The following is a 25,442-nucleotide window of genomic DNA, read 5'->3' as shown; positions in this document are numbered from 1 at the left end:
TTCACGCTGCCCAGTTCAGCGCGCGACCCATGATCGCCGTCGTCAGCGCCGCGATCGGCTCGGCCGACGCCGCCGGGTTCGCGAGCAGCCTGAAGTCGACGTGCCCGAGCTCTGGCAGCCCGAACCGCGGCCCCACAATGACGAGATCGTCAGGAATCAGCGACTGCGGGAACACCGCGATTCCAAGCCCCGCTCGCACCGCCGCGAGCATTCCGTTCACCTCGCGGGTGTTGCACGTGATGCGCCACGTGCGCCCGGCCGCCTCCAGCGCGTCGATGGCACTCTGCCGACTGATGCTCGGCGCCTGGTAGGCGATCAGCGGCACCGGCGCACCCGGTTCGACCAGCGTCTTCTCCTGCCCCACCCACACCAGATCGTCGCGCCGCACAAGCGAGCCCTCATCTGAATCAGACATCTGTTTGATGAAGATCAGGTCGAGCTGACCGCTCTTCAGCCGCCGGTACAGCGGCGTGCTCTGGTTGACCGTCAGTTCGAGGTTGATCTGCGGGTAGAGCTGCCTGAAATGGCGCAGGATGCGCGGCAACTGTGTGATCGCGAGGTCGTCGGCCGCCCCGAACCTCAGCCGCCCCCGCATCGCCGATCCGGAGAAATACGCCGACGCCGCCGAGTGCGCCGCAAGAATCGTGCGCGCGAACCCCGCCATCGCGTCACCGTTGTCGGTCATTCGTACATCACGGGTGTCGCGCGCCACCAACACACGGCCCGCGGCCTGTTCGAGTTTGCGAATGTGCTGGCTGACGGTGGGTTGGCTGATGCCGAGCCGCTGGGCGGCGCCCGTGAAACTGTGGGTTTCGACCACCGCGAGGAAGGTTCTGAGCAGCACAGGATCGAACATCCATTGTCCTTGCATTCGAAAACGTAATACGAGTAATAGCCTCAATTTACCTCAACAATGGGCGCCAGGCCGATAACTTCGAAGAACAAGACAATTACTGCGCAACAGATTTCAGGTTCTTCTCGTGTCTCCCTCAGCTTCGCCGGCAACAGCGCCGATCACCGTCATTCACCACCGCCCACCGTGGCGCGACACCCTGGTGTCACTGCGAGTGCGCAACTACCGCATCTTCACCCTGTCGAACATGGTCTCGATGACCGGCACCTGGATGCAACGCATCGCTCAGGATTGGCTCGTTCTCGAACTCTCGGGCAGCGTCGCCGCCGTGGGAATCACCGTGGCCATGCAGTTCGCCCCCATGCTGCTGTTCGGCCTGTTCGGCGGCGTCTTCGTCGACCGCCACTCGCGGCGCACCATTCTGCTTTTCACACAGCTGGCGAGCTTCGTGCTGGCCGCCGCACTCGCGGCGCTCACCCTGAGCGGCGGCGTGCAGGTGTGGCACGTCTATGTCATCGCCTTCCTGCTCGGTTCGGTGACCGTGTTCGACAACCCCGCGCGCCAGGTGTTCGTCACCGAGCTGGTGGGCCCGAAGCTCCTGCACAACGCCATCAGCGTGAATTCATCGGTGTTCCAGTTGGGCGGGCTCATCGGCCCCGCCCTCAGCGGTCTGCTACTAGTGGCGGTGGGCGCCGGATGGTCGTTTGCCCTCAACGCCGTCAGCTGTCTGTTCGTCGTAGCCGCGTTGCTGCTGCTGCGCCCCTCCGAGTTGCACCGCACCACGCCGGCAGTGCGCGCCAAGGGGCAATTGCGTGAGGGGCTGCGGTACGTGGCATCCAAGCCCGCCATCTTCTGGACCGTCGCCATGATCGCCGTCATGTCGCTCTTCACCTTCTCGATGCCCGTGCTTCTGGCCGCGTACGCCCGAGACGTGTTCAACGCGGGCGCGGGCGGGTATGGGTTGTTCAACACACTGATGGCCGTCGGAGCCTTCGCCGGAGCAATCGCCTCGACCCGGCGCCTGGGAATTCATCTTCGCACGGTCATTGGAGCCGCCGCCGTGCTGGGCGGCTTGCAGGCAGTGGTGGCGTTCATGCCGAACCAGGTGTTCTTCTCGGTGGTGCTCGTCGGCGTGGGCTTCGCAAACCTTCTGTTCATCACGGGCGCGAACTCGCTCGTGCAGCTCTCGTCGAACATGGGCGTGCGTGGCCGCGTGATGTCGGTGTATGTGATGGTGCTGCTCGGCGGGCAGGCCATCGGAGGCGTGCTGATGGGCTGGATCGTCGAAACCTACGGCGCCCACGTGGGCATGGCCATCTCGGGACTGATGCCGGTGCTGGCCGCTGGCGTCATCGCCATGATCCTGCTGCGGCAGGGCCGGATGCGTGTACGCGTCACCCTGCGCTCTGCACCGCGGTTCATCACGATTGTTCCGCGCGCCGACGAGGAGTCACGGCAGTCGTTCGTGGCATGATCCTGAGGTGAACACTCCCTCTCAACTGCCGGTCACGCACCGCTCCGTCTCTCGTGTGCTGGTGATGCTTGTCATCGGCCTTCTCTTCGGCTTGGGCGCCGGCGCGCTCGGCTACTGGTCGGGCGCGGTTGTCGTCGGCTGGATCGCAGCTTCACTGACCTATCTGGTGTGGGTGTGGGCTCGCGTGCATCATTTGTCACCGGAACAGACGGCGAGCCACGCCACGCGCGAAGATCCCTCGCGGCCCGTCGCCGAAGTTCTCATCCTGCTCGCCAGCGTTGCGAGCATCGGCGCGGTGGTGATTGTGCTGCTGGGTTCGAGCGATCAGAGTGGCGCAGAGAGATTCGGCGCCGGGGCACTCGGGCTGGTCAGCCTCGCCCTGTCGTGGACGCTCGTGCACACGCTGTACACACTGCGCTACGCCTCGCTCTTCTACCGAGGGTCTGACGGCGGCGTCGACTTCAACCAGAAGGAGTCGCCGCGGTACAGCGATTTCGCGTATGTCGCATTCACCATCGGAATGACATACCAGGTCTCTGACACGACATTCCAATCGAGCGACTTTCGTTCGACCGCCCTCCGGCACGCCTTGCTGTCATACGTGTTCGGAGCCGTCATTCTCGCGGCCACCATCAATCTGGTGGCGGGGCTCGCCGGCAAATAGGCGTCGCGGCCCGACCGTCGAAACAGTCGGGCCGCGAACCGGCCCAGGCCCTGCGACTACCCTCTACCGATACGCCCTTGTTCAGGCGTTCGCGCGCTCGAGCACCAGTTCGCGTACCCGGGCGGCGTCGGCCTGGCCCTTCATGGCCTTCATGACCGCACCGATCACGGCGCCGGCCGCCTGAACTTTGCCGTCGCGAATCTTGGCCAGAACATCCGGTTGCGATGCCAGCGCCTCGTCGATCGCCACGATCAGCGCCCCGTCGTCGGAGACCACTGCGAGGCCACGGCTCGCCACGACCTCGTCGGGCGTGCCCTCTCCCTCGATCACGCCGTCGAGAACCTGGCGGGCCAGCCGATCGGTGAGCGTTCCCGCGTCGACGAGCGCCACAAGCTCAGACACATGGAGCGGCGAGACCAGGCTCGACGCGTCGACACCGCGCACGTTGGCGACGCGAGCGATCTCGCCGGTCCACCACTTGCGCGCGGACTGGGCGGATGCCCCCGCGGCCGTCGTGGCAACGATCTCGTTCAGCAGGCCAGAGTTCACGACGTCTTGAAACTCGAGATCCGTGAAACCCCAGTCGGCCTTGAGCCGACGACGTCGAAGCGCCGGGGCTTCGGGCAGGGCGGCGCGAAGCTCTTCGATCAGCTCGGCGCTCGGTTCGACGGGCAGCAGGTCGGGCTCCGGAAAGTACCGGTAGTCGTCGGCGTCGCTCTTCGGGCGCCCGGCAGAGGTCTCACCGGTGTCTTCGTGCCAGTGGCGGGTCTCCTGCGTGATGGTTCCGCCCTTGGCCAGAATGGCCGCCTGGCGCTGGATCTCGTAGCGAATGGCCCGCTCGACCGAGCGCAGCGAGTTCACGTTCTTGGTCTCGGTGCGGGTGCCGAGCTTTGCCGGCGGCTCCCCCGGCGCAGTACGCGGGCGCAGCGAGATATTCGCGTCGCAGCGCAGGTTTCCGCGCTCCATCTTGGCATCTGAGATGCCGAGCGACACCACGATGTCGCGAATGGTCGACACGTAGGCCTTCGCAAGCTCAGGCGCGTCGCTTTCGGCTCCGTAGATGATGTCAGTGACAATTTCGACCAGCGGAACACCGGCACGGTTGTAGTCGACCAGCGAATACTCTGCACCCTGGATGCGGCCGGTGGCCCCACCCACGTGCGTCAGCTTGCCCGCGTCTTCCTCCATGTGCGCGCGCTCGATCGGCACCGTGAAGAGGCGCCCGTCGGGCAACTCGACCTCGACCGATCCGCTGAACGCGATGGGCTCGTCGAACTGGCTGATCTGGTAGTTCTTCGCCAGGTCGGGGTAGAAGTAGTTCTTGCGAGCGAACCGCGATGAGGGTGCGATCGAGCATCCGAGAGCCAGCCCCAGGCTGATCGAGTACTTCACGGCCTGCTCGTTCACGACGGGCAGCGAACCCGGCAGGCCGAGGTCGACCGGCGTCACGTTCGTGTTCGGCTCGCCGCCGAAGAAGTTCGGGGCGTCAGAGAACATCTTCGTCTTGGTGTTGAGCTCGACATGCACCTCGAAGCCGAGCACAGGCTCGAACATCTCGATGGCCTTGTCGTACGGCATCAGTTCAGCTTTGGCCATCAGACGGCACCTTCTTCAGACGCGAACATTTCTTGTGGTGCCAGATCGGGCGCCTGGCTGAGCAGGGTGTGACCCCATTTGTCTTCGAGCAGCGCCTCGAGGGTTGCACCGAGTTTGTAGAGCCGGGCATCCTCACGGGCCGGGGCCATGAACTGGATGCCCACCGGCAGCCCGTCTTCAGGAGCAAGCCCTACGGGCAGGCTGATGCCGGGCACGCCCGCCAGGTTGGCCGGAATCGTGGTGAGGTCGTTCAGGTACATCGCGAGCGGGTCGTCGAGCTTCTCGCCGAGCTTGAACGCCGTGGTCGGGGCACTGGGGCTCACCAGCACGTCGACGTCGGCGAACACGCGGGCGAAGTCGCGCTGGATGAGCGTGCGCACCTTCTGGGCCGAGCCGTAATACGCGTCATAGTAGCCGGCGCTGAGCGCGTAGGTGCCGAGGATGATGCGGCGCTTCACCTCGGGGCCGAACCCGGCCTCGCGGGTGGCCGACATGACGTCTTCGACGGTTCCGCCGCCCACCGGGTTCACCCGAAGCCCGAAGCGCACCGAGTCGAACTTCGCCAGGTTGCTCGACGCTTCGGCGGGCAGAATGAGGTAGTAGGCCGAGATCGCGTACTCGAAACTCGGAGTACTGACCTCCACGACCTCGGCGCCGGCGGCGGTCAGCAACTCGACGGCCTCCTGGAAGCGCTGCGTGACGCCGGCCTGGAAACCGTCGCCCTGCAGCTCTTTTACGATGCCGATCGTGAGGCCCTTCAAGCTGCGCGTGGCGGCACCCTCGCGAGCCGCAGCGGCGAAGCTCGGCCACTCGTCGCGAAGGCTCGTCGAGTCGCGCGGGTCGTGCCCGCCGATGACGTCGTGCAGCAGCGCCGAGTCGAGAACCGTGCGGCTCACCGGCCCGACCTGGTCGAGGCTCGACGCCAGCGCGATGGCGCCGTAGCGACTCACCCCACCGTAGGTGGGCTTCATACCGACCGAGCCCGTGAGGGCTGCGGGCTGGCGGATGGAGCCGCCGGTGTCGCTGCCGAGCGCCAGCGGCGCCTCGAACGCCGCGACTGCGGCCGCGCTGCCACCGCCCGAACCACCGGGGATGCGATCGAGATCCCACGGGTTGTGGGTGGGGCCGTACGCGGAGTGTTCGGTGGAGGAGCCCATGGCAAACTCGTCCATGTTGGTCTTGCCGAGCGGCACAAGGCCGGCCGCGCGCAGCCGCTTCACAACGGTGGCGTCGTACGGCGGCACCCAGCCTTCAAGAATCTTCGAGCCGGCGGTCGACGGCATGTCGATCGTGCACAGAACGTCTTTGATGGCGATCGGTACTCCAGCGAGGGGGCCGAGCTTCTCCCCGTCGGCGCGGCGCGCGTCGATGGCTTTCGCTGTGGCACGTGCAGCGTCGGCCGCGACGTGTAGAAAGGCGTGCACGTCGGGCTCGACGGCCTCAATGCGGTTCAGGTGGGCATCCGTGGCCTCGGCGCTCGACACCTCGCCGCTCGTCAGCTTCTCGGCGAGGTTCGACGCGCTCAGGCGGGTCAGGTCGTGACTCACTGCTCTTCTCCCAGAATTGCTGAGACGCGGAAGCGGCTGCCGTCGTGCTCGGGCGCCCCCGAGAGCGCCTGCTCCTGCGTGAGGGTCTCGCCGACGACGTCGGGGCGGTACACGTTCGTGAGGGGAATCGGGTGGCTCGTCGCCGGAACGTCAGGCGTCGCCACCTCGGTGACCTTTGCAACGTTCTCGACGATCGCGGCGAGTTCGACGGTCATCTTTGCGATCTCGGCCGTCGTGAGGTTGATGCGGGCGAGGTTCGCGAGGTGCGCCACCTGCTCGGTGGTGATCTCACCGGGGCCGTTGCTGCCGCCGTTGCCGTTGCTGTTCGCGGCGACCGGCCGGCTGTTGGCGCTCGTCGCCGGGCGGGCGCTCTCGCTTGTGGTCGGGGGTGTTTCAGTAGACATGCGGCTCCGTAATACTCTGCGCTGGTCTGGGCCTCTGCGCTGGTCGGGTCGCGCGCTCGTGGCTGCGACAACCCATCAAGTGTATTCGGTGCGCCGGATGCCCGCCTGCGAGCTTCTCGTCTGCGCGGGGCCGAGCCGCGCGGCCTCCTTGTTGACACACAGATCGGCGAGCCTTCCTAGTCCACGGTCATACGTTGCCTGCCGGGTCAGCCGTCACGGTGCCGTCAGCCCGATCCATCTCCGGCCAGTCGATGGCGAACAGATCGGGGTTACCGGGGTTGCCCTTAATCGGAAACTGCGCGCCCGCGACGACGTGCTCGTAACGCGCCCGGGGAATTCGTTGGCCATTCTTACCGATCAGAGGCGCTAGCCCGGGGTAGGTGATCTGCATGATGACACCGAGCACCGGATCGCCGTTTGGCGCGGTGATGTTGCCGACGCTGAACGTCTGCTGCAGAATCGCCGTGCCGGGCTGACCTGTGCGGAGCATGCTTGCCCCACTCATGGCCCCGCCGACACCAGTGCCACCTTGAGTTCCGCTGGAAGGCAAATTGGCACCCGAGAGGCCACCGCCCGGCAGACCAACACCAGACGATCCGGCGTTGGGGATGATGTTCTCGAAATCTATGGCGAGCCTCCCTGGGTTGTTCGCATCGACTTTCACGAACACGGTGGACCCTGGAATGATCGCCCCCACAAGCAGGTACGGCACGGTCTGGTTGGTGACGATCGAGTACGCTTCCCGACCCGGCACCGCCACCTCGAGCTGAAACGAGATGATCGGATTGTTCTGAGTGTTGCCGTAACCGACATTCATCGTCGACATGCTCTGCACCGTGGCTGTGCCGTCGATGCCGCTTGCACGAAGATCGGGGGGCATGACCCGCGGTGTACCCACCGCCGAGAGACCGAGTGACAGGTTGCTTGCCACCTCACTACCCAGGCCTTTGATCAGATCGCGCAATGACATGGCTGACTCCTCGTTTGCGCAGCGGTCACCGCCCGGGTGGTCGGCTCGATCGTCTGCTGAGTCGAGAATATACGATCATTGCTCACTAAATGCTGTGAGTAATGCTCGCATGCGATTCGGGCCTAGTCAGATGGCTCCTCGGAGACGTCGGGGTCAGGCTCGGCGATCGGCTCGGGCTCGGCCAGGGCGGAGGGGCCCTCGGCGAGGAGAAGGGCAAACTGCTCGGCGTTGATGATGCGGAGGCCAAGGGCCTCGGCCTTGGGGAGCTTGGAGCCGGCGCCAGGGCCAGCAGCCACGAAGTCGGTCTTCTTGCTGACGGAAGAGGCCGCCTTGCCGCCGGCGGCGATGATGGCTTCAAGAGCACCCTCGCGGGTGAACCCTTCGAGGCTGCCGGTGGCGACGATGGTGAGCCCGTCAAGGGTTCCGCCGCCGCTTGTTGCCGCACCGGGGCCGGGATGACCGGGGGTGGTGAACTGCACGCCGGCGGCCGCCCAACGGTCGATGATCTCGACGTGCCAATCGACGGCAAACCAGTCGATGAGTGCGTCGGCGATGATGCCGCCCACACCGTCGACCGCCGCCAACTCGTCGCGGGTTGCGGCGCGGATGGCGTCGAGCGAACCGAAGTAGTCGGCGAGGGCGCGGGCGGCGACCGGGCCGACGTGGCGAATGCTGAGGGCGACGAGAATGCGCCACAGTGGGCTCGTCTTTGCCTTGCCGATGTTCTCGATGAGCTTGATGGCGTTGCTGGATGGAACGAAGAACTCGTCTCCGTCGAACGAAGTGGTCACCTCGGCCGAATGCGGCAGCGCGACGAACGGGCCGTCTCTCTTCTGCCGGCGACGACGGAACGGCGACTCGCGCTTCGGGCTGCCGCTGTCGTCGAGCTTCTCCATGCCGGTCTCCGAGTCGCGCACGACAGTGGTGATCGGAAAGATCTGTTCGACGGTCAGGTCGAACATGCCGGCCTCCGTGACGAGCGGCGGCTCTGCCGGCTCGACCGGCTGAGTGAGAGCGGCTGCGGCTACTTCGCCAAGTACCTCGATGTCGAGGGCACCGCGCGACCCGACGTGCTCCACCCGACCACGAACCTGCGCGGGGCAGCTGCGTGCGTTGGGACAGCGCAGGTCGATGTCGTTCTCTTTCGCCGGAGCCAGCCGGGTGCCGCACTCGGGGCAGAACTCCGGCATGACGAACTCGCGCTCGGTGCCATCTCGCAGTTCGACAACCGGGCCGAGCACCTCGGGGATGACGTCGCCGGCCTTTCGCAGAATCACGGTGTCGCCGATGAGCACGCCCTTGGCCTTCACCACATCTTGGTTGTGGAGAGTGGCCTGCCGCACTTCAGAACCAGCGACGCGTACCTTCTGCATCACCGCGAAGGGAGTGGCTCGGCCGGTGCGACCGACGCTCACAACGATGTCAAGCAGCTTGGTCTGCACCTGCTCGGGCGGGTACTTGTAGGCGATAGCCCACCGCGGAGCACGGCTGGTCGCGCCGAGTTCTTCGTGCAGTGCGAGCTCGTCGACCTTGACGACCACGCCGTCGATCTCGTGCTCAACGCTGTAGCGGTGCTCACCGAAATGCTGGATGAAGTCTGCTGCACCCTGCGCATCGGGCTTCACCTGGTAGTGGGTGCTCGTGGGCAGACCCCACGACTGCAGCAGGTCGTACACCGCCGATTGCGACGCCACGGGAGGGTTGGCCCACGCGCCGATACCGTGCACGAGCATCCGGAGTCGGCCGAGCCTCGCACGCATCAGAGCGAGCTGGTCGGGGTTCTTGCCCTCTGACTTCTGCCGGAGCGACCCGCTTGCCGCGTTACGGGCGTTCGCAAAAATGCGGTCGCCGGCTGCCATCTGTGCAGCGTTCAGTTCATCGAAAGCGGCGACGGGAAAGAAGATCTCGCCGCGCACCTCCATGAGCGCAGGAACCGGCGTCTTGCCTGAAGGCACCAGCCGGGTCGGGATGCCCGGAATGAAGGCCACGTTCTCAGTCACATCTTCGCCCACGACCCCATCACCGCGCGTCGCGGCAGAAACCAATTCACCGTCGATGTAGCGCAGGTTCATGGCGAGCCCGTCGATTTTGAGCTCGCACAGGTAGTGCACCGCACGGCCTGAGTCGCGCTCGACCTTCGTGGCCCACTCGGCGAACTCGTCGAGAGAGAAGACGTTGTCGAGGCTGAGCATGCGTTCGGCGTGCTCGACCGGCGAGAACAGTGTGGTCTCGGCGCGGCCACCGACCGTCTGGGTGGGGCTGTCTTGGCTCTGCAGCTCGGGAAAGAGCCGTTCGAGTTCGCCCAGCCGCTTCAGAAGGCCGTCGTACTCTTCGTCAGACGCAAGCGATGCGTCTTTGTCGTAATAGGCGTCTCGCAGCTCCTGGATGCGTGCCGTGAGACCGGCCCCCTCTGCCGCTGCTTGGTCGAGAGTGAGATCGTCTGCGGTGTCAGCCACGTCAGCTCCGGTCACGCGGTGACAGAGGCGTCGACGGACACTCCGGCAGACGCGTCGACGGGCAGTGCACTGACCGTGCGGTCGATCGTGGTCTGGCCGAGCACCCGGGTGCCGATGTACACGACCGCGGTCTGCCCGGGCGAGACCCCGATGAGGGGCGAGTGCGGCCGGATGACCAGCTCGGGCGACCCGTCGACGCCGTCGAGCACCTGGGCAACCGCCGGCACGGGGTCGGCATGCGCACGAATCTGAACCTCACATTCGAACGCCACGTCAGGATGCTCGGGCGCAAGCCCAGCCCACGTGTAGCGTGAGCCGGCGATCTCGGCGATGGCGAGCGCCTCTTTCGGCCCCACCACAACCGTGTTGGTAGCGGGCTTCACCTCGAGCACGAAGCGCCGGCGACCGTCGTCGGCGAGTGTGCCGAGGTGTAGGCCTCGTCGCTGGCCCACCGTGAAGCTGTGAGCGCCCTCGTGGCTGCCCACGACCGTGCCGTCGCGTTCGACGATGTCACCGGTCGCCGTACCGACTTTGTCGGCCAGCCAACCGCGGGTGTCACCGTCAGGGATGAAGCAGATGTCATGGCTGTCTGGCTTGTTCGCCACGCTGAAACCGCGCTCGGCGGCCTCCGCGCGAACGAGCGCCTTCGACGGCGTCGCGCCGAGGGGAAACATGGAGTGCGCCAGTTGCTGCGCCGTCAGAACACCGAGCACATAGCTCTGGTCTTTCGCCCAGGCACTGGCGCGGTGCAGCTCGCGGTTGCCGTTCTCGTCAGTGAGAATCGTGGCGTAGTGGCCCGTGGCCACGGCGTCGAAACCCAGGTCGAGAGCCTTCTCGAGAAGGGCGGCGAACTTGATGCGCTCGTTGCAGCGCATGCAGGGGTTCGGCGTGCGGCCGGCTGTGTATTCGGCGATGAAGTCGTCGACCACATCGAGCTTGAACCGCTCGGAGAAATCCCACACATAGTAAGGAATGCCGATGATGTTCGCGGCACGCTGCGCGTCGGAGGAGTCTTCGATCGTGCAACAGCCGCGGCTGCCCGTGCGCAGGGTTCCGGGCATACGGCTGAGCGCGAGGTGCACACCGACGACGTCGTGCCCGGCCTCGACCGCTCGTGCTGCGGCCACGGCGGAGTCGACCCCGCCACTCATTGCTGCCAAAACTTTCATGTACCAAGTGTATGAGCCCCCGCTGACACGCGCGCCGGGTTGCCTCATCTGTGCACAACTGCGCGACACGCAACCCTGTGCACAGTTCTGACACCAAAGCCTCAGCCGCGTCGTCGACAATGAAACCATGTCGTTGCTTTCGAGCCCCACGCGCCCGACCCCGGTCGAGCCGCTCGAACGAGCCTCCGGGCGTCGCCCCGGGCATCCGGCGCTTGCCGCAGTCGTCGTAGCTCTCGCCGTCTTTCTCACGCTGATACTCGTGTTTCACCGGGCGATTCCGGATGTCGGCGGGGTGGGGCTCATCATCGACACGATCATCCCGTGGCTCGGCCTTCTCATCGTTCCGCTCGCCGTTCTCGGGCTGGTGGCCCGGCGTCGGTGGAGCCGTGCGGCCGTGCTCGTGCCGGTTTTCGCCTGGGCCCTGCTGTTCGGGTCTGCGACAGTGCCCCTCAGCTGGTCGGCCCCGGCCGCGAACACAGCCGCCGGCACGACCCTCACCGTGGCGAGCCAGAACATCGAGGCATCGTCGTCGACCGGCGACGAATCAGCGCTGACGCTTGCTGCAACCGGCGCCGATGTCATCGCGCTCGAAGAGATGACCGCACCCGACTTCACCACCGTGTCGTCAACGCTGGCCGAGAAATATCCCTATTCGTTCGGGGTGGGCACCGTCGGGCTGTGGAGCAAGTACCCGGTCGTACACGCCCAGCCGCTGCCGCTCGGCCTCGGTTGGAACAGGGCGCTGGCCGCCGATCTCGAAACACCGCAGGGCCTCGTGAGCATCTACGTCATCCATGCCGCGTCGGCCCGCCCCGGCGAGGTCTCCGACCGCGACTCCATGCTGAGCGCTCTAGCTGAGACGCTGCCGCGCGACGAGAACCAGCGCGTCATCGCGGTCGGCGACTTCAACGCCGCCCTCACCGATCGGGCGATGAGCGGCATCGAGGGTCAGCTCAGCGAGGCCAACCAGAGTGGCGGCTTGTTCGGCAACACCTGGCCGTCGAACATGCCGGTCACGCGGCTCGATCACCTCCTGCAACGCGGAATGCAGGTCACCTCCAACACCACCCTCAGCGCCGGCGCCAGCGACCACCGAGCCATTCTCACGGCTCTGAACCTCTGAGACACCAGGCCGGACCAACGCCTATCGCCTATCGCCTATCGCCGCGAATGCCCGCGTTCTAAGCTGGCGACATGACCGATGACGCTCCTCGCCTCGCCCAAGAAGAAGCCGCCGCCGCGGTCGAAGCCGCTCGCCGCGCCCAACAGGTGGCCGAAGCCGCTCTGAAGCGGGCCCAAGACGCCGTCGATACTGCGGCGGTCAACGCCGCAGCCGCTGCCGTCGCCGCCAGCCCCACCCCCGCTGCCAAACTCGGCCCACTCACCCCCGAAGCCGTCGACACCATTCGTGCCGGCTACACCTTTGAAGGAGCAGCCCTCGAGATGGGCGCCCTGGTCAACGGCGACGCCCAGCCGGCTGTTCAGGTGCGCATCCCCCTGGCCATGACGAACCGCCACGGACTGGTCGGAGGCGCCACCGGAACAGGCAAGACCAAAACCCTGCAGGTGCTCGCCGAGCAACTCGCCGCAGCCGGCGTTCCCGTCTTCGCCGCCGACATCAAGGGCGATCTCTCCGGCATCGCCTCCGCAGGCGAATCGAACGAAAAACTTCTCGCCCGCACGCAGGGAATCGGCCAGGACTGGCAATCGACAGCCACCCCGACCGAGTTCTTCAGTCTGGGCGGCATCGGCCGGGGCATCCCACAACCGCCGACGGCCGCGGAATCGTGAGCCTGCTCGAGGTACCGGGCGTTGCCGACAAACCGGCTCTGTTCGACCTTCCTGATGTGGCTGCTCGCCGACCTCTACAACGACCTACCTGAGGTGGGCGACCTCGACAAACCGAAACTCGTGTTCTTCTTCGACGAGGCGCACCTCCTGTTTCGGGGCGCCTCGAAAGACTTTCTCGACTCGATCACCCAGACCGTCCGGCTGATCCGCTCGAAGGGCGTGGGCATCTTCTTCGTCACGCAGACCCCGAAAGACGTGCCGGGTGAGGTTCTCGCACAGCTCGGGTCGCGCATCCAGCATCAGCTCCGCGCGTTCACGCCTGACGACGCGAAAGCCCTGCGCGCCACCGTCTCGACCTACCCGAAGTCAGGGTATGACCTGGCCGAGGTACTGCAGAACCTCGCGACCGGCGAGGCCATCGTTACCGTCATGAACGAGAAAGGCGCCCCGAGCCCCGTCGCCTGGACCCGACGGAGAGCGCCGCAGGGCTCCATGTCGCCGACTCCGGATGCCCAGATCGAGTCGCCCGTCACCGCATCGCCGCTCCTGGCCACGTACGGGCCGCTCGTCGACCGCGAGTCCGCCCGCGAAATGCTCACCGCCAAGCTGAACGCCGCCTCCGAGTCGGCCGCCGCCGCCGCTGACCTTTCAGACGTCTCCGACAGGCGAGACACCACTCGGCTACCCCTGTAGCTGCAGACCCGCACGCCGCGCACGAAGCGACCCGGCACGACGCGCCCCGAGCGGCCGATCGCTCTACGCCACCACCCGGTCGGCGAACCCGGCCTTCGACGCCCGCGCGACCGCCGCCGGCATCGCCCCGACGAGCGCATCCACATCGGCCACCGTCGTGCCGTGCCCGAGCGTCATGCGCAGCGCCCCGCGCGCCTCGAGTTCGGGCACGCCCATCGCGGTCAGCACGTGCGACACCTCAGGAACCCCCGCCTGGCACGCCGACCCAGTTGACACCGAAAACCCCGCAACATCGAGCAGAAAAAGCAGCGAATCGCCCTCGCAGCCAGCAAATGTGAAGTGCGCATTGCCCGGCAGCCGCCCATCGCGCGAAGGGTCGCCGCGCAGCACCGCCTCCGGCACACGGCTCAGGATGCCCGCCACCAGCCGATCGCGAAGCACCGCCAGCTCGTCGCCGAACTCGCTCAGGCCGTGCACGGCGGCACGGGCGGCGGCCGCGAACGCCGCGGCTCCCGCCGCATCCTGCGTACCGGAGCGCCCGCGCTGCTGCCCCCCGCCGTGAATCAGCGGCACCACTTCTGCGCTCCGTGACAGCAGCAGCGCCCCCACCCCCACCGGGCCGCCGATCTTGTGCGCCGACACGCTGAGCGCCGCCACCCCGAGCGCCCGAAAGTCGATCGGAACATATCCATACGCCGACACCGCATCGACGTGAACGGGCACCCCGAACCGCGCAGCCACCGCCGCCAGCTCGGCCACGGGCTGCAGCGTGCCCACCTCATTGTTGGCCCACAGAAAACTGACCAACGCGACATCATCCCCCACGCCCGCCCCCGCGTCCGCCGCGCCCCCCGCGAGCGCCGCTGCCAAGACCTCGGGCGTCAGCCGCCCGAACGCGTCGACGGGCAACCACTCCACCACCGCGCCCTCGTACCGCACCAACCACTCGACCGCGTCGTTCGTCGCATGATGCTCCCCACCCGGAACCAGGATGCGCGGGCGTGAGACCCCGCCCTCCTGCCGCTTCCACCACAGACCCTTGATGCCGAGGTTCACCGATTCGGTGCCTCCGGAGGTGAACACCACCTCCACAGCATCGGCCCCGAGCGACGCCGCCACCGTCTCACGCGATTCTTCGAGCATCCGTTTCGCCTGCTGGCCCTGGCTGTGAATCGACGACGGGTTTCCCACCAGCCCCAATGCGTCGACGTACGCCGCGAGCGCAACGGGAATGATGGGCGTCGTAGCCGCATGGTCGAGGTAGATCACCACAGGCCGAGCCCTCCCAGTTTTTATTGCCGTAACACGCACTCACTACTCTAGAACGCATGACCCAGCCTGACCCCTTCGCCCACCTCGGTATCAGGCAGACCTCGGCCGGCGGTGAGCTGAGGGTCTGGTCTGAGAACGCCACCCGCATCGACCTCTGCCTCTTCGACCACAAAGACGCCAACTGGGTCTACAAGACCGTCTCACTGACCCGTGACGCGAACAGTGTGTGGCATGGGCGTACCAAGTCGCTGGCTCCGGGGCGCAAGTATGCGCTGAAGGTGAGCGGTCCGGATGCCCCCATGAACTCATTCGACCCGAACGCGCTGCTCCTCGATCCGTACGCGCGCGGCCTCACCCGCACCGGCCCCGACACGTGGCGGGGCGTCGTCGTCGACGACGAGTTCGACTGGAACGGCGCCGTCAAACCGAACACGGCCATGGATCGCACCGTCATCTATGAGGGCCATGTGAAGGGCCTCAGCAAGCTGAACACCCGCATGCCCGAACACCTGCGCGGCACCTATGCGGGCCTCGCACACGAGACCACCATCGGCTACCTGCAGAAGCTCGGGGTGACCGCCGTTCAGCTACTGCCGGTGCACGCGTTCGTCTCCGAACGCCGCCTCATGAAGCAGGGCCTCAGCAACTACTGGGGTTACAACACGCTCAACTTCTTCAGCCCGCACTCCTTCTACGGCACGAAGACGGCCCAGCAGGGCGGCCCGAGCGCGGTGCTCCGCGAGTTCAAGGGCATGGTCAAGCTGCTGCACGAGGCCGGTTTGGAGGTCATCCTCGATGTGGTCTACAACCACACCGCCGAGGAGGGCATCACCGGCCCGCGCACCAGCTTTCGGGGCATCGATAACGCGAACTACTACCGGCAGACGAAGTCGGGCACCTACATCGACGTGACCGGCTGCGGCAACAGCGTCAACACGAGCGTTCCGGCCGTGTCGCGAATGGTGCTCGATTCGTTGAAGTACTGGGCGAACGACGTGCAGGTCGACGGCTTTCGCTTCGATCTGGCGGCCACGCTGGGTCGTAACTCCGACGCCTATTTCGACCCGTCGCATCCGCTGCTCGAGGCCATCGTCAACGACCCCGCCCTCGCCGACGTCAAGATGATCGCCGAGCCGTGGGATGTGGGCATGGGCGGCTGGCAGACCGGCAACTTCGGCGCCGGCTGGCACGAATGGAACGACCGCTACCGCGACCGCATGCGCAAATTCTGGTTGCGCGACGTGAAATCGATTCGCGACCACGGCTCACCGGGCGACGGCGTCGGGATGCTCGCCACCCGTCTCGCCGGGTCGAGCAACACCTTCTCGCAGAACCGTGGCCCGCTCGCGTCGGTGAACTTCGTGACGGCCCATGACGGTTTCACGCTCGCCGACCTCACCGCCTACGACGTCAAGCACAACGTGGGCAACGGCGAGTCGAACCGCGACGGCACCGACAACAATATGTCGTACAACCACGGAGTCGAGGGCGCGACGACCAATCGCACCATCGAAGCCGGTCGCCGCCGAACCATTCGTAACCTCATGGCCACGCTTCTGCTCTCAGCCGGCGTGCCCATGATCACGGCCGGTGACGAGTTCGGCCGCAGCCAGAAGGGCAACAACAACGCCTACTGTCACGACAGCGAGCTCACCTGGCTCAGCTGGGATCGCCGCAAATGGCAGAACGGACTCTGGCAGACCACCCAGTACCTGCTGAAGCTCCGCCGAGAGAACCCAGCCCTTCGCCCCAGCCACTTCGGTGTCTTCGGCGAGACCACCCCGAGCGCCAGCCAGATGGACTGGTACGACGCCGAGGGCAACGAGATGAGTAACGTCGACTGGAACTCCCCCGAGAACCGCACCCTGCAGTTTCTCGCCGCCTCGACCCCCGAGCACGAAGAGTTCAACCGTATTCTGCTCATCATCCACGGCCTCGAGCACCCCACCACCGTGACCCTGCCGCACCACGAGGGTGTCGACTCGTACGAGCTGCTCTGGGACAGCTCCGAAGACGCCCCGCCGGCTCCGGATGCCCAACTCCCCGCCCTCGAACCCGGGGTCGTTCTGCCCGTGTCGGCCTCGTCGATCCAACTCTTCCGCGCGCACTGACAAACTCACGACGAAAGGAGGCGCCGGCTGCCCACAAGCAGCTGCCGACGCCTCCCCGTCTCAGGTCATACCCCGCCTACCGCGCCGACGCGATGAGCCCCAGCTCGGCGGAGGAGGCGAGGTGCGGGTGCCTCGGCACCACGCGAACCGTGTAGCCGAAAGACCCGGCGCGCTCGAGCACGACGGTGCCCGAGAACGCGAACAGCCCCTCCGAGTCGCTCTCTGCTGCACTCGGCGCCACGACGGCAAGAGGAGTGGTGGAGGTGGGGATGGTGGTCGGCGAGAGGGCCACCGTACGGGCATCCACCAGCTGGTCGCCGCCACCGGCGTGGCCATAGACGACCTCGACCGAGACGTCTTCGGGGGTCAGCGAACCGAGGTTCACGCGGGCCCGAACCTGCAGTTCGTCGCCGACCTGCGGGGTGTCATCGAGACCGCCCGACTCGACGTGCACAACGGCGACCGACGGCCAGGCCGCGCGTTCGCGATCTTTCCATTCGGCAAGCTCGACTGCCGGGCTGTAGTCGTGGCCGCTGATCTCGTGCTCAGCCTGGGCGGCCTTCACGTAGAGACGGGTGACGTACTCCCGCACCATGCGCTCGGCCGAGAGCTCGGGCGAGAGGGTGGCGAGTGTGTGCCTGATGGCGGTGGTCCAGCGCTCGGGAATGCCCTCGGCGTTTCGGTCGTAGAACCGCGGCGCCACCTGGTGCTCGATGAGGTCGTAGAGCGCCTCGGACTCGAGCAGGTCGCGCTCTTCGGGGCTGTCGGCCGAGTCGGCGGTGGGAATGGCCCAGCCGTTCTCGCCGTCGTAGTACTCGTTCCACCAGCCGTCGAGAATGGAGAGGTTGAGGCCACCGTTCAGAGCCGACTTCATTCCTGATGTTCCACACGCCTCGAGCGGGCGCAGAGGATTGTTCAGCCACACATCGGTGCCCGGGTAGAGCTTCTGCGCCATACCGATGTCGTAGTTCGGCAGGAACACGATGCGGTGCCGAACCTCGGGGTCGGAGGCGAACTGCACGAGCTTCTGAATCAGGCGCTTGCCTTCCTCGTCGGCCGGGTGCGACTTGCCCGCGATGATGAGCTGAACGGGCTGCGACGGGTTCAGCAGAATCGACTTGAGGCGCGCGGGGTCATGAAGCATGAGCGTCAGGCGCTTGTAGGTGGGCACCCGACGGGCGAAACCGATCGTGAGCACCGACGGGTCGAGCAGGGTGCGGTACCACGCGGGTGGAATCGAACCGGGGTTCTGTTCGAGCCATGCCTCGGTCACCCGGTGCCGCGCGTCGATCACGAGCTGGCGCCGCATCTCGCCGCGCACCGCCCAGAGGTCGGCGTCGGTGACCGCCGGTGAGGCCCAATCGGCGGTGGCCGTCTCTGACGTGCCGAGCCGGTTCTCGGCGAGTTCGATGAGCATCGGGTCTGTCCAGGTGGGTGCGTGCACACCGTTCGTCACCGAGGTGATGGGCACGTCGGCCTGGTCGAATCCCGGCCAGAGCCCGGCGAACATGCCGCGGCTGACCTCACCGTGCAGCTGGGAGACGCCGTTGGCGCGCTGCGCGAGCCGCAGGCCCATCACGGCCATGTTGAACATGCCGGGGCTGCCGCCGTTGTCGACCTCGTCGCCGAGAGTGAGAATCGCCGACACGTCGACGCCCGGGAGCAGGTCGGTGGAGAAGTAACGCTCAACCAGCGACGCCTCGAACCGGTCGATGCCAGCCGGCACCGGGGTGTGGGTGGTGAACACGGTCCCCGCGCGTACGACCTGCAGCGCCGCGTCGAACGACAGACCTTCGCCAATCAGATCGCAGATGCGCTCGAGCCCCAGAAAACCGGCGTGGCCTTCGTTGGTGTGAAACACCTCGGGTTCAGGAGCATCCGTCAGCTCACTCAGAATCTTGAGTGCGCGCACGCCGCCGATGCCGAGCAACAGTTCTTGCAACAGCCTGTGTTCGCCGCCGCCACCGTAGAGCCGGTCGGTGACACCCCGCAGGTCTTCGTCGTTGTCGGGAATGTCGGTGTCGAGCAGCAGCAACCGGATGCGCCCCACCTGCGCCTGCCAGATACGGGCGTACAGCGCCCGGTCGTCGGGCAGCGCGAGCACCACCTGGGCCGGCGAGCCGTCGGAGAGCCGCAGCACGTTCAGCGGCAGCCCGTCGGGGTCGAGCACGGGGTAGCTCTCCTGCTGCCAGCCGTCGCGCGAAATGGCCTGGCGAAAGTAGCCTGCCCGGTAGAACAGACCCACGCCGATGATCGGCACGCCGAGGTCTGACGCCGCCTTGAGGTGGTCGCCGGCGAGGATGCCGAGGCCCCCCGAGTACTGCGGAAGCGCGGCCGCAATACCGAACTCCGGCGAGAAGTAGCCGATGCTCGCGGGCTTCGGGCCCTCGAGGTGCTGGTACCAGCGCGGTTCGTTCAGGTACCGGTGCAGATCGTCGCGTAGGCCGTTCGCCCACGAGACGAAGCCCTCATCGGCCGCGAGCTGGTCGAGCCGGGCAGGGCTCACGGCGCCGAGAAGGGCGATGGGGTCGCACATCGTCGACTCCCATTCATCGGGTGAGATGTGCGCGAACAGGCGCCTGGTCGGTTCGTGCCACGACCAGCGCAGGTTGGCTGCCAGTTCGCCCACCGCGCTCAGCTCGGGAGGCAGAACAGATCGAACAGTGAATTTACGGATGGCCTTCACGCGCAGCTCCTTCTTCGACAGACACCGCCTGCCTTCGCAGTTCGCGTACGACCCATGCCGACGCGCCCCTCAGATCGCCAGCCTAGAACAGGTAAAGCAGAAGACGTTAAACGCACAAGGCCCAACTTTTTGACGGTCGGCTGGGAGCTTTATTGGTACGGTCGAACAGTGGCTAAGACAGTGGCGAAAACAACAGTAAAAGGCACAACGATCCGGGCGGCGAAGACGCCCGTTGCGGCCGCGGTGGCGTTCACGCCTCGCATCGGCCGCATCCCCATCGTCGATGTGTTTCCGCAGGTTTCAGGCGGTCGATGGCCCGCCAAAGCGTACGCGGGCGAGGTGGTCCCGTTCGGCGCCACCATCTTTCGCGAGGGCCACGACGCCGTGGGGGCACGCGTCGAACTGAAGAGCCCGTCGGGCGAGGTGTCGAGCTACGGTCTCCGGATGATCGGGGTGGGCATTGACAAATACCAGCGCCTCGCGCACCTTCCGAGCCAGGGTACGTGGCAGTTCCGCATCCACGCCTTCAGCGACGACTACGAGACCTGGCAGCACAACGCCTCGATCAAGGTGCCGGCCGGCATCGACGTCGAGCTCATGTTCCAGATCGCCAGCGAGCTCTTCGTCGCCGCCGCAGCCAACCAGCTGCGCCCCGAAGCCGATCGTTCGTTGTTCGACGACGTCTCGCTGCTCATGGCCGACACCGAGGTGGCCCCGCTCGAGCGCCTGGCTGCGGCCACCGCGCCCGAAGTGCACGCGGCCGTCGAGCACACCCCGATCGCCAGCCTCGACACGTACAGCGAGTGGCAGAGCGTCGTGGTCGAACGCCAGCGCGCCGGGTTCGGCAGCTGGTATGAGTTCTTCCCGCGCTCGGTGGGGGCCGTGGAGAAGGCCGATGGCACGTTCACCAGCGGAACGTTCCGTACCGCCGCGCGCCGCCTGCCCGAGGTGGCCGCGATGGGCTTCGACGTCTTGTATCTGCCGCCGATCCACCCCATCGGTGAGGCCTTCCGCAAGGGCCCGAACAATTCGCTCACCACCGAGGCGGGCGACCCCGGTTCGCCGTGGGCCATCGGCGGGGCCGCAGGCGGCCACGACGCGATCCACCCCGACCTCGGTACTCTCGCGCAGTTCAAGATCTTCGTGACGGCCGCGCAGAAAGCCGGCCTCGAGGTGGCGCTCGACTTCGCGCTGCAGGCATCGCCCGATCATCCGTGGGTGAAAGAGCACCCGGAATGGTTCACGACGCTGCCCGACGGCTCGATCGCGTACGCCGAGAACCCGCCGAAGAAGTACCAGGACATCTACCCGATCAACTTCGACAACGACCCCGAGGGCATCCGCGCCGAGGCGCTGCGAATCATCCGGTTCTGGATCTCGGCCGGCGTACGCATCTTTCGCGTCGACAACCCGCACACCAAGCCGCTCGACTTCTGGGAGTGGCTGATCGCCACTGTGAACGCCGAGACACCCGACGTCATCTGGCTGGCCGAGGCGTTCACCCGCCCCGCCCTCATGCAGACGCTCGCCAAGGTGGGCTTCACGCAGTCGTACACGTACTTCACGTGGCGCAACTCGAAAGAAGAACTCGAAGAGTTTCTCGACGGGTTGGCGCATGAGACGGCCGCGTTCTTCCGGCCGAACCTGTTCGTGAACACGCCCGACATTCTGCACGCCTACCTGCAGTTCGGCGGCCGGCCGGCGTACAAGATCCGTGCCGCCATCGCCGCGACGGGCTCGCCGACGTGGGGTGTCTACTCGGGCTACGAGCTGGTCGAGAACGTCGCACGGCCCGGCTCCGAAGAGAACCTCGACAACGAGAAGTACGAGTACCGGCCGAGAGACTTCACCGCAGCCGAGGCAGCGGGAACATCGCTTGCCCCGTACCTCACGCGGCTGAACACGATCCGCCGCGCACATCCGGCGCTCGCGCAATTGCGTAACCTCGACATCCACGCCAGCGACGACGAAGCGATTCTCGTCTACAGCAAGTTCATCGCGGGCGAGTTCACGGCGAGCGGTAGAGCCGACGGGCTCATCATCGTCGCCAACGTCGACCCGTGGTCGGTACGCGAGAGCACCGTGCACCTCGACGTCACGAAGTTCGGACTCGAACCCGGCGCAACCTACCGCGTCACCGACGAGATCACCGGTGCGACCTGGCTCTGGGGCGCCGACAACTACGTACGCCTGAACGCCTTCGGCGAGCCCGTTCACATCCTCTCGGTGCACTACGAGCCCGACGAGGCTCCGGATGCCCAGCCAACCGACCCCGAAACGCCGCCCACTTCCGACGGAACGGACACACACTGATGTCACAGATCGATGGCCTCACCACCCTCAGCGCGCCCGACGTGGCCGAGAACGTTCTGCAGCAGATCGCGACCGGCTCGTACTTCGACCCGCACGCCGTGCTCGGGCAGCACCTCGTGAACCCGGCCGGCGAGGGCGACCCGATCACGGTCATCCGCACCCTCCGGCCGCTCGCCAGCGCGGTCTCGGCGGTGCTCTCGAACGGGGCCCGGGCCTCGCTCACGCACCTGTACGCCGGCATCTGGCAGGGCTACACGCTCACCGGGCTCGATGACTACGTGATCGACGCGACGTACGAAGACGGGTCGGTGTGGACCGCCGACGACCCCTACCGCTTCTCCCCCACTCTCGGCGAACTCGACCTGCACCTCATCGGCGAAGGCCGACACGAGCAGCTGTGGGATGTGCTCGGGGCACACTATCGCACGCACTCCGGCGCCCACGCCTCGTCCTCCGGCACTGCCTTCAGCGTCTGGGCCCCGCACGCCCGCGCCGTTCGTGTCATCGGCGACTTCAACGGGTGGGAGGGCACGCGGCACTCGATGCGCAGCCTCGGCGCCACCGGGGTCTGGGAGATCTTCGTTCCCGATCTCGGGCCCGGCAGCACCTACAAGTTCGAGTTGCTCACGCAGCACGGCGGCTGGGTTCAGAAGGCCGACCCGATGGCCCGCCGCACCGAGGTGCCGCCGCTCACCGGCTCGGTGATCACCGACTCGTCGTACGAGTGGGCCGACGGCGGCTGGATGACCGAGCGCGCCGCGAAAGATCCGCACAACTCGCCCATGAGCGTCTACGAGGTTCACCTCGGTTCGTGGCGCCCCGGGCTCGACTATCGCTCGCTCGCCGACGAACTCATCGGCTACATGAACGAGCTCGGCTTCACGCACGTGGAGTTCATGCCGCTCGCCGAGCACCCGTTCGGCGGCTCGTGGGGCTACCAGATCACGGGTTACTACGCCCCCACGGCCCGTTTCGGAACCCCGGATGACCTGCGGTACCTCATCGACCGCCTGCACCAGGCGGGCATCGGCGTGCTGCTCGACTGGGTTCCGGGGCACTTCCCGAAAGATGAGTTCGCGCTGGCGAACTTCGACGGGCAGGCGCTGTACGAGCATCCAGACCCCCGGCGCGGAGAGCAGCCCGACTGGGGCACTCTCGTCTTCAACTTCGGCGACTCGAAGGTGCGCAACTTTCTCGTTGCCAATGCCCTGTACTGGCTCGAGGAGTTTCACATCGACGGCCTGCGAGTCGACGCCGTGGCCTCGATGCTCTACCTCGACTACTCACGCAAAGACGGCGAGTGGCTGCCGAACCAGTACGGCGGGCGCGAGAACCTCGAAGCCATCAGCCTGCTGCAGGAGGTCAACGCTACGGCCTACAAGCGCTACCCAGGCATCGTGATGATCGCCGAAGAGTCGACAAGCTGGCCGGGTGTCACCAAGCCCACCTCGCAGGGCGGGCTCGGCTTCGGCATCAAGTGGAACATGGGCTGGATGCACGACAGCCTCGCCTACATCGAGACCGACCCGCTGTACCGTTCGTATCACCACGGCGAAATCACCTTTTCGTTCGTCTACGCGTTCAGCGAGAACTTCATGCTGCCCATCTCGCACGACGAGGTCGTGCACGGCAAAGGCTCGCTGTTGTCGAAGATGCCGGGCGACCACTGGCAGAAGCTCGCCAACCTGCGCGCCTACCTCGGCTTCATGTGGGCGCACCCCGGCAAACAGCTGCTGTTCATGGGCCAGGAGTTCGGCCAGCCGTCGGAGTGGAGCGAAGAGCGCGGGCTCGACTGGTGGATTCTCGACCAGCCCGTGCACCGTTCGCTGCTGCACCTCGTGTCGTCGCTGAACCGGGTCTACCGCGAGAACCCCGCGCTCTGGCTCCGCGACAACGAGTCGGGCGGGTTCGAGTTCATCGACGGCGGTTCGAGTGAGAAGAACCTCGTGTCGTTCCTGCGGTGGGATGCCGAGGGCAACCCCATCGCCGTGCTGATGAACTTCGGTGGGGCGCCTGTAGGCCCCTACCGTGTCTCGCTGCCGTTCGGCGGCATCTGGGACGAGATCATCAACACCGACGCCGTAGAGTTCGGCGGTTCCGGTGTCGGCAACTTCGGCGCCGTGACGGCCGAGTCGATCCCCTGGTCGGGTCGCCCCGCCTCGGTCGAGCTCACCCTCCCGCCCCTCGCGGCCCTCTACCTCAAGCCGCGCCCCCGCTGACCCCGTTGTGGAGTCGAAAAAGGCCCTGAAACCTCGGTTTTAGGGCCTTTTTCGACTCCACGATGCGGGTGTGAGGCTATTTGGCGTCTTGCTTCGGGAAGACGACCTTCTCGATGACGATGATGGCTGAGGCGGCGATGGGGATGGCGACGAGCGCTCCCAGCACGCCACCGATGGTTCCGCCGGCGACGGCGCCGATCACCACGACAGCACCCGGCACAGAGACCGCGCGGTTCATGATGCGCGGGCTGAGCACGTATGCCTCAACCTGCATGTAGACGAGGTAGTAGATCGCGGCGGCAATGGCCGTGGCCGGAGAGGCGAACAGGCTGATCAGTACGATGATCACCGAACCGGTGACGGTTCCCACCAGCGGCACGAGCGACAGCAGAAATGCGATGAACGCCAGCAGCACGGGCAGCGGTGCCCCGATGACGGTCAAGAAGACGAAGCTCAGGATGCCGTTGACCAACGCGAGCGCAATCTGGCCTACTACATACCGCCCCACCGCCTGGGTGATCTGTTCGGTGATCTCGGCGAAGCCGCTGCGCTTCGTGGCCGGAACGAACCGGTACACCACGCGCTTCATCGAGCGGATCGAGGCCAGAAAGTACAGCGTCAGAATCAGCACGATGACCGACCCTGTGACCCCGCTCGCGACCCCAGCACCCACTGCGAGCAGGCCGCCGCCCACCGAGAGGATCTTGTCGGGGCTCAGAAAGCTCTGCACGTTCTTGATGACGTCGTCGACACTCACCACGCCGCTGAGCTGCTGTTCGAGGTCTTTGACCCACTGCTCACCCTGCAGGGTGGTGATGTACGACGGAAAGTTGTTCACGAGGTTCGTCGTCTGCGACACGATGATGGGGATGATCGTCAGCAGCAACGCTGCGAGAATCACCACCACGATGCCGAACACGATGCCGATGGCGAGCGGCCGGGGCATGCGCCGGGAGAGCCGTGACACGAGCGGGTCGAGGCCGAGCGCGATGAAGAGCGCCACGCCCACATAGATGAGCACCGTGCCGAGCTGCGTGATCAGGCCGCCGATGACCAGCGCAACCAGTACGCCGAGTGCGCCGAGCAGGCCGATCTTGAAGGCATTCACCTGCGCGAACGCCTCAGACCCCTGCGACACGACCTGCACCTCGGGTGACACCTTCGCCGGCGAAGGCACCTCAGCACGTTTCTTCAGAATGCTCATGAGATGACCCTATTGCCCCG

General features: G+C 66.1%; 18 protein-coding genes. 8 read left to right on the top strand and 10 right to left on the bottom strand.

The annotated features are described in order from the left end of the window. Position 1: 1 nt before the first annotated feature. Positions 2-856, bottom strand: coding sequence for a LysR substrate-binding domain-containing protein (locus tag D4765_RS06800; RefSeq protein WP_136641533.1), 855 nt, complete (start codon positions 854-856; stop codon positions 2-4). A gap of 124 nt (positions 857-980) precedes the next feature. Here D4765_RS06800 and D4765_RS06795 point away from each other — a divergent pair, with 124 nt between their 5' ends. After that, positions 981-2,327: an MFS transporter gene (locus D4765_RS06795; protein ID WP_237280297.1), complete on the top strand. Its 1,347-nt coding sequence runs from the start codon at positions 981-983 to the stop codon at positions 2,325-2,327. Between the two features lie 7 nt (positions 2,328-2,334). Further along, positions 2,335-2,991 carry a DUF1345 domain-containing protein gene (locus D4765_RS06790; protein ID WP_237280296.1) on the top strand — a complete coding sequence of 219 codons (657 nt, stop codon included), beginning with the start codon at positions 2,335-2,337 and terminating at the stop codon, positions 2,989-2,991. An 81-nt stretch (positions 2,992-3,072) separates the two neighbouring features. On the opposite strand, the gene gatB is transcribed toward D4765_RS06790, so the two are convergent. The 6 genes from gatB to mnmA all read right to left on the bottom strand — a co-directional run bounded on the left by gatB (position 3,073) and on the right by mnmA (position 11,133). Then, positions 3,073-4,587: an Asp-tRNA(Asn)/Glu-tRNA(Gln) amidotransferase subunit GatB gene (gene gatB / locus D4765_RS06785; RefSeq protein WP_136641532.1), complete on the bottom strand. Its 1,515-nt coding sequence runs from the start codon at positions 4,585-4,587 to the stop codon at positions 3,073-3,075. Then, positions 4,587-6,134 (bottom strand): Asp-tRNA(Asn)/Glu-tRNA(Gln) amidotransferase subunit GatA, encoded by a 1,548-nt coding sequence (gatA, locus tag D4765_RS06780; protein ID WP_136641531.1) that lies wholly within the window; start codon positions 6,132-6,134, stop codon positions 4,587-4,589. Before gatA ends, gatB begins: the two co-directional genes overlap by 1 nt. After that, positions 6,131-6,421, bottom strand: a complete 291-nt coding sequence (gatC, locus tag D4765_RS06775; protein ID WP_237280301.1) for an Asp-tRNA(Asn)/Glu-tRNA(Gln) amidotransferase subunit GatC — start codon at positions 6,419-6,421, stop codon at positions 6,131-6,133. Before gatC ends, gatA begins: the two co-directional genes overlap by 4 nt. Positions 6,422-6,725: 304 nt before the next feature. Then, positions 6,726-7,508, bottom strand: coding sequence for a hypothetical protein (locus D4765_RS06770; protein ID WP_136641529.1), 783 nt, complete (start codon positions 7,506-7,508; stop codon positions 6,726-6,728). A 122-nt stretch (positions 7,509-7,630) separates the two neighbouring features. Then, positions 7,631-9,964 (bottom strand): NAD-dependent DNA ligase LigA, encoded by a 2,334-nt coding sequence (ligA, locus tag D4765_RS06765; RefSeq protein WP_136641528.1) that lies wholly within the window; start codon positions 9,962-9,964, stop codon positions 7,631-7,633. A gap of 11 nt (positions 9,965-9,975) precedes the next feature. Then, complete coding sequence (gene mnmA, locus D4765_RS06760; RefSeq protein WP_136641527.1) at positions 9,976-11,133, bottom strand: tRNA 2-thiouridine(34) synthase MnmA; 1,158 nt, start codon at positions 11,131-11,133, stop codon at positions 9,976-9,978. Positions 11,134-11,260: 127 nt separating this feature from the next. Here mnmA and D4765_RS06755 point away from each other — a divergent pair, with 127 nt between their 5' ends. From D4765_RS06755 to D4765_RS20120, 3 genes are all read left to right on the top strand, one after another. Further along, positions 11,261-12,256 (top strand): endonuclease/exonuclease/phosphatase family protein, encoded by a 996-nt coding sequence (locus D4765_RS06755; RefSeq protein ID WP_136641526.1) that lies wholly within the window; start codon positions 11,261-11,263, stop codon positions 12,254-12,256. A 71-nt stretch (positions 12,257-12,327) separates the two neighbouring features. After that, positions 12,328-12,924: a helicase HerA-like domain-containing protein gene (locus D4765_RS20125; RefSeq protein WP_416352003.1), complete on the top strand. Its 597-nt coding sequence runs from the start codon at positions 12,328-12,330 to the stop codon at positions 12,922-12,924. Positions 12,925-12,945: 21 nt separating this feature from the next. Beyond that, positions 12,946-13,617, top strand: coding sequence for a helicase HerA-like domain-containing protein (locus D4765_RS20120; protein ID WP_416352004.1), 672 nt, complete (start codon positions 12,946-12,948; stop codon positions 13,615-13,617). A 63-nt stretch (positions 13,618-13,680) separates the two neighbouring features. On the opposite strand, the gene D4765_RS06745 is transcribed toward D4765_RS20120, so the two are convergent. Further along, positions 13,681-14,889, bottom strand: a complete 1,209-nt coding sequence (locus D4765_RS06745; protein WP_136641525.1) for a cysteine desulfurase family protein — start codon at positions 14,887-14,889, stop codon at positions 13,681-13,683. 56 nt (positions 14,890-14,945) lie between these two features. On the opposite strand from D4765_RS06745, the gene glgX reads away from it, so the two are divergent. Further along, entirely contained in the window at positions 14,946-17,000 is a 2,055-nt protein-coding gene (gene glgX / locus D4765_RS06740) for a glycogen debranching protein GlgX (protein ID WP_136641524.1), read from the top strand. A 76-nt stretch (positions 17,001-17,076) separates the two neighbouring features. Here the strand turns inward: glgX and glgP are convergent, their stop codons facing one another. Beyond that, positions 17,077-19,686 carry an alpha-glucan family phosphorylase gene (gene glgP, locus D4765_RS06735; protein ID WP_136641523.1) on the bottom strand — a complete coding sequence of 870 codons (2,610 nt, stop codon included), beginning with the start codon at positions 19,684-19,686 and terminating at the stop codon, positions 17,077-17,079. Between the two features lie 168 nt (positions 19,687-19,854). On the opposite strand from glgP, the gene D4765_RS06730 reads away from it, so the two are divergent. Both D4765_RS06730 and glgB read left to right on the top strand, forming a co-directional pair. Continuing rightward, positions 19,855-21,999, top strand: coding sequence for an alpha-1,4-glucan--maltose-1-phosphate maltosyltransferase (locus D4765_RS06730; protein WP_416352027.1), 2,145 nt, complete (start codon positions 19,855-19,857; stop codon positions 21,997-21,999). Continuing rightward, the gene (gene glgB, locus D4765_RS06725) at positions 21,999-24,218 is read left to right on the top strand and encodes a 1,4-alpha-glucan branching protein GlgB (protein ID WP_136641521.1); all 2,220 of its coding nucleotides are present in this window, start codon (positions 21,999-22,001) and stop codon (positions 24,216-24,218) included. Before D4765_RS06730 ends, glgB begins: the two co-directional genes overlap by 1 nt. A gap of 76 nt (positions 24,219-24,294) precedes the next feature. Here glgB and D4765_RS06720 read toward each other — a convergent pair whose 3' ends face one another. Further along, positions 24,295-25,422, bottom strand: coding sequence for an AI-2E family transporter (locus tag D4765_RS06720; protein WP_136641520.1), 1,128 nt, complete (start codon positions 25,420-25,422; stop codon positions 24,295-24,297). Positions 25,423-25,442: the final 20 nt, after the last annotated feature.

Source organism: Subtercola vilae (genome assembly GCF_004923255.1).
Taxonomy (GTDB): domain Bacteria; phylum Actinomycetota; class Actinomycetes; order Actinomycetales; family Microbacteriaceae; genus Subtercola; species Subtercola vilae.
Note: the sequence above shows the minus strand (reverse complement) of the source record. Positions and strands in the feature narration are given on the sequence as shown.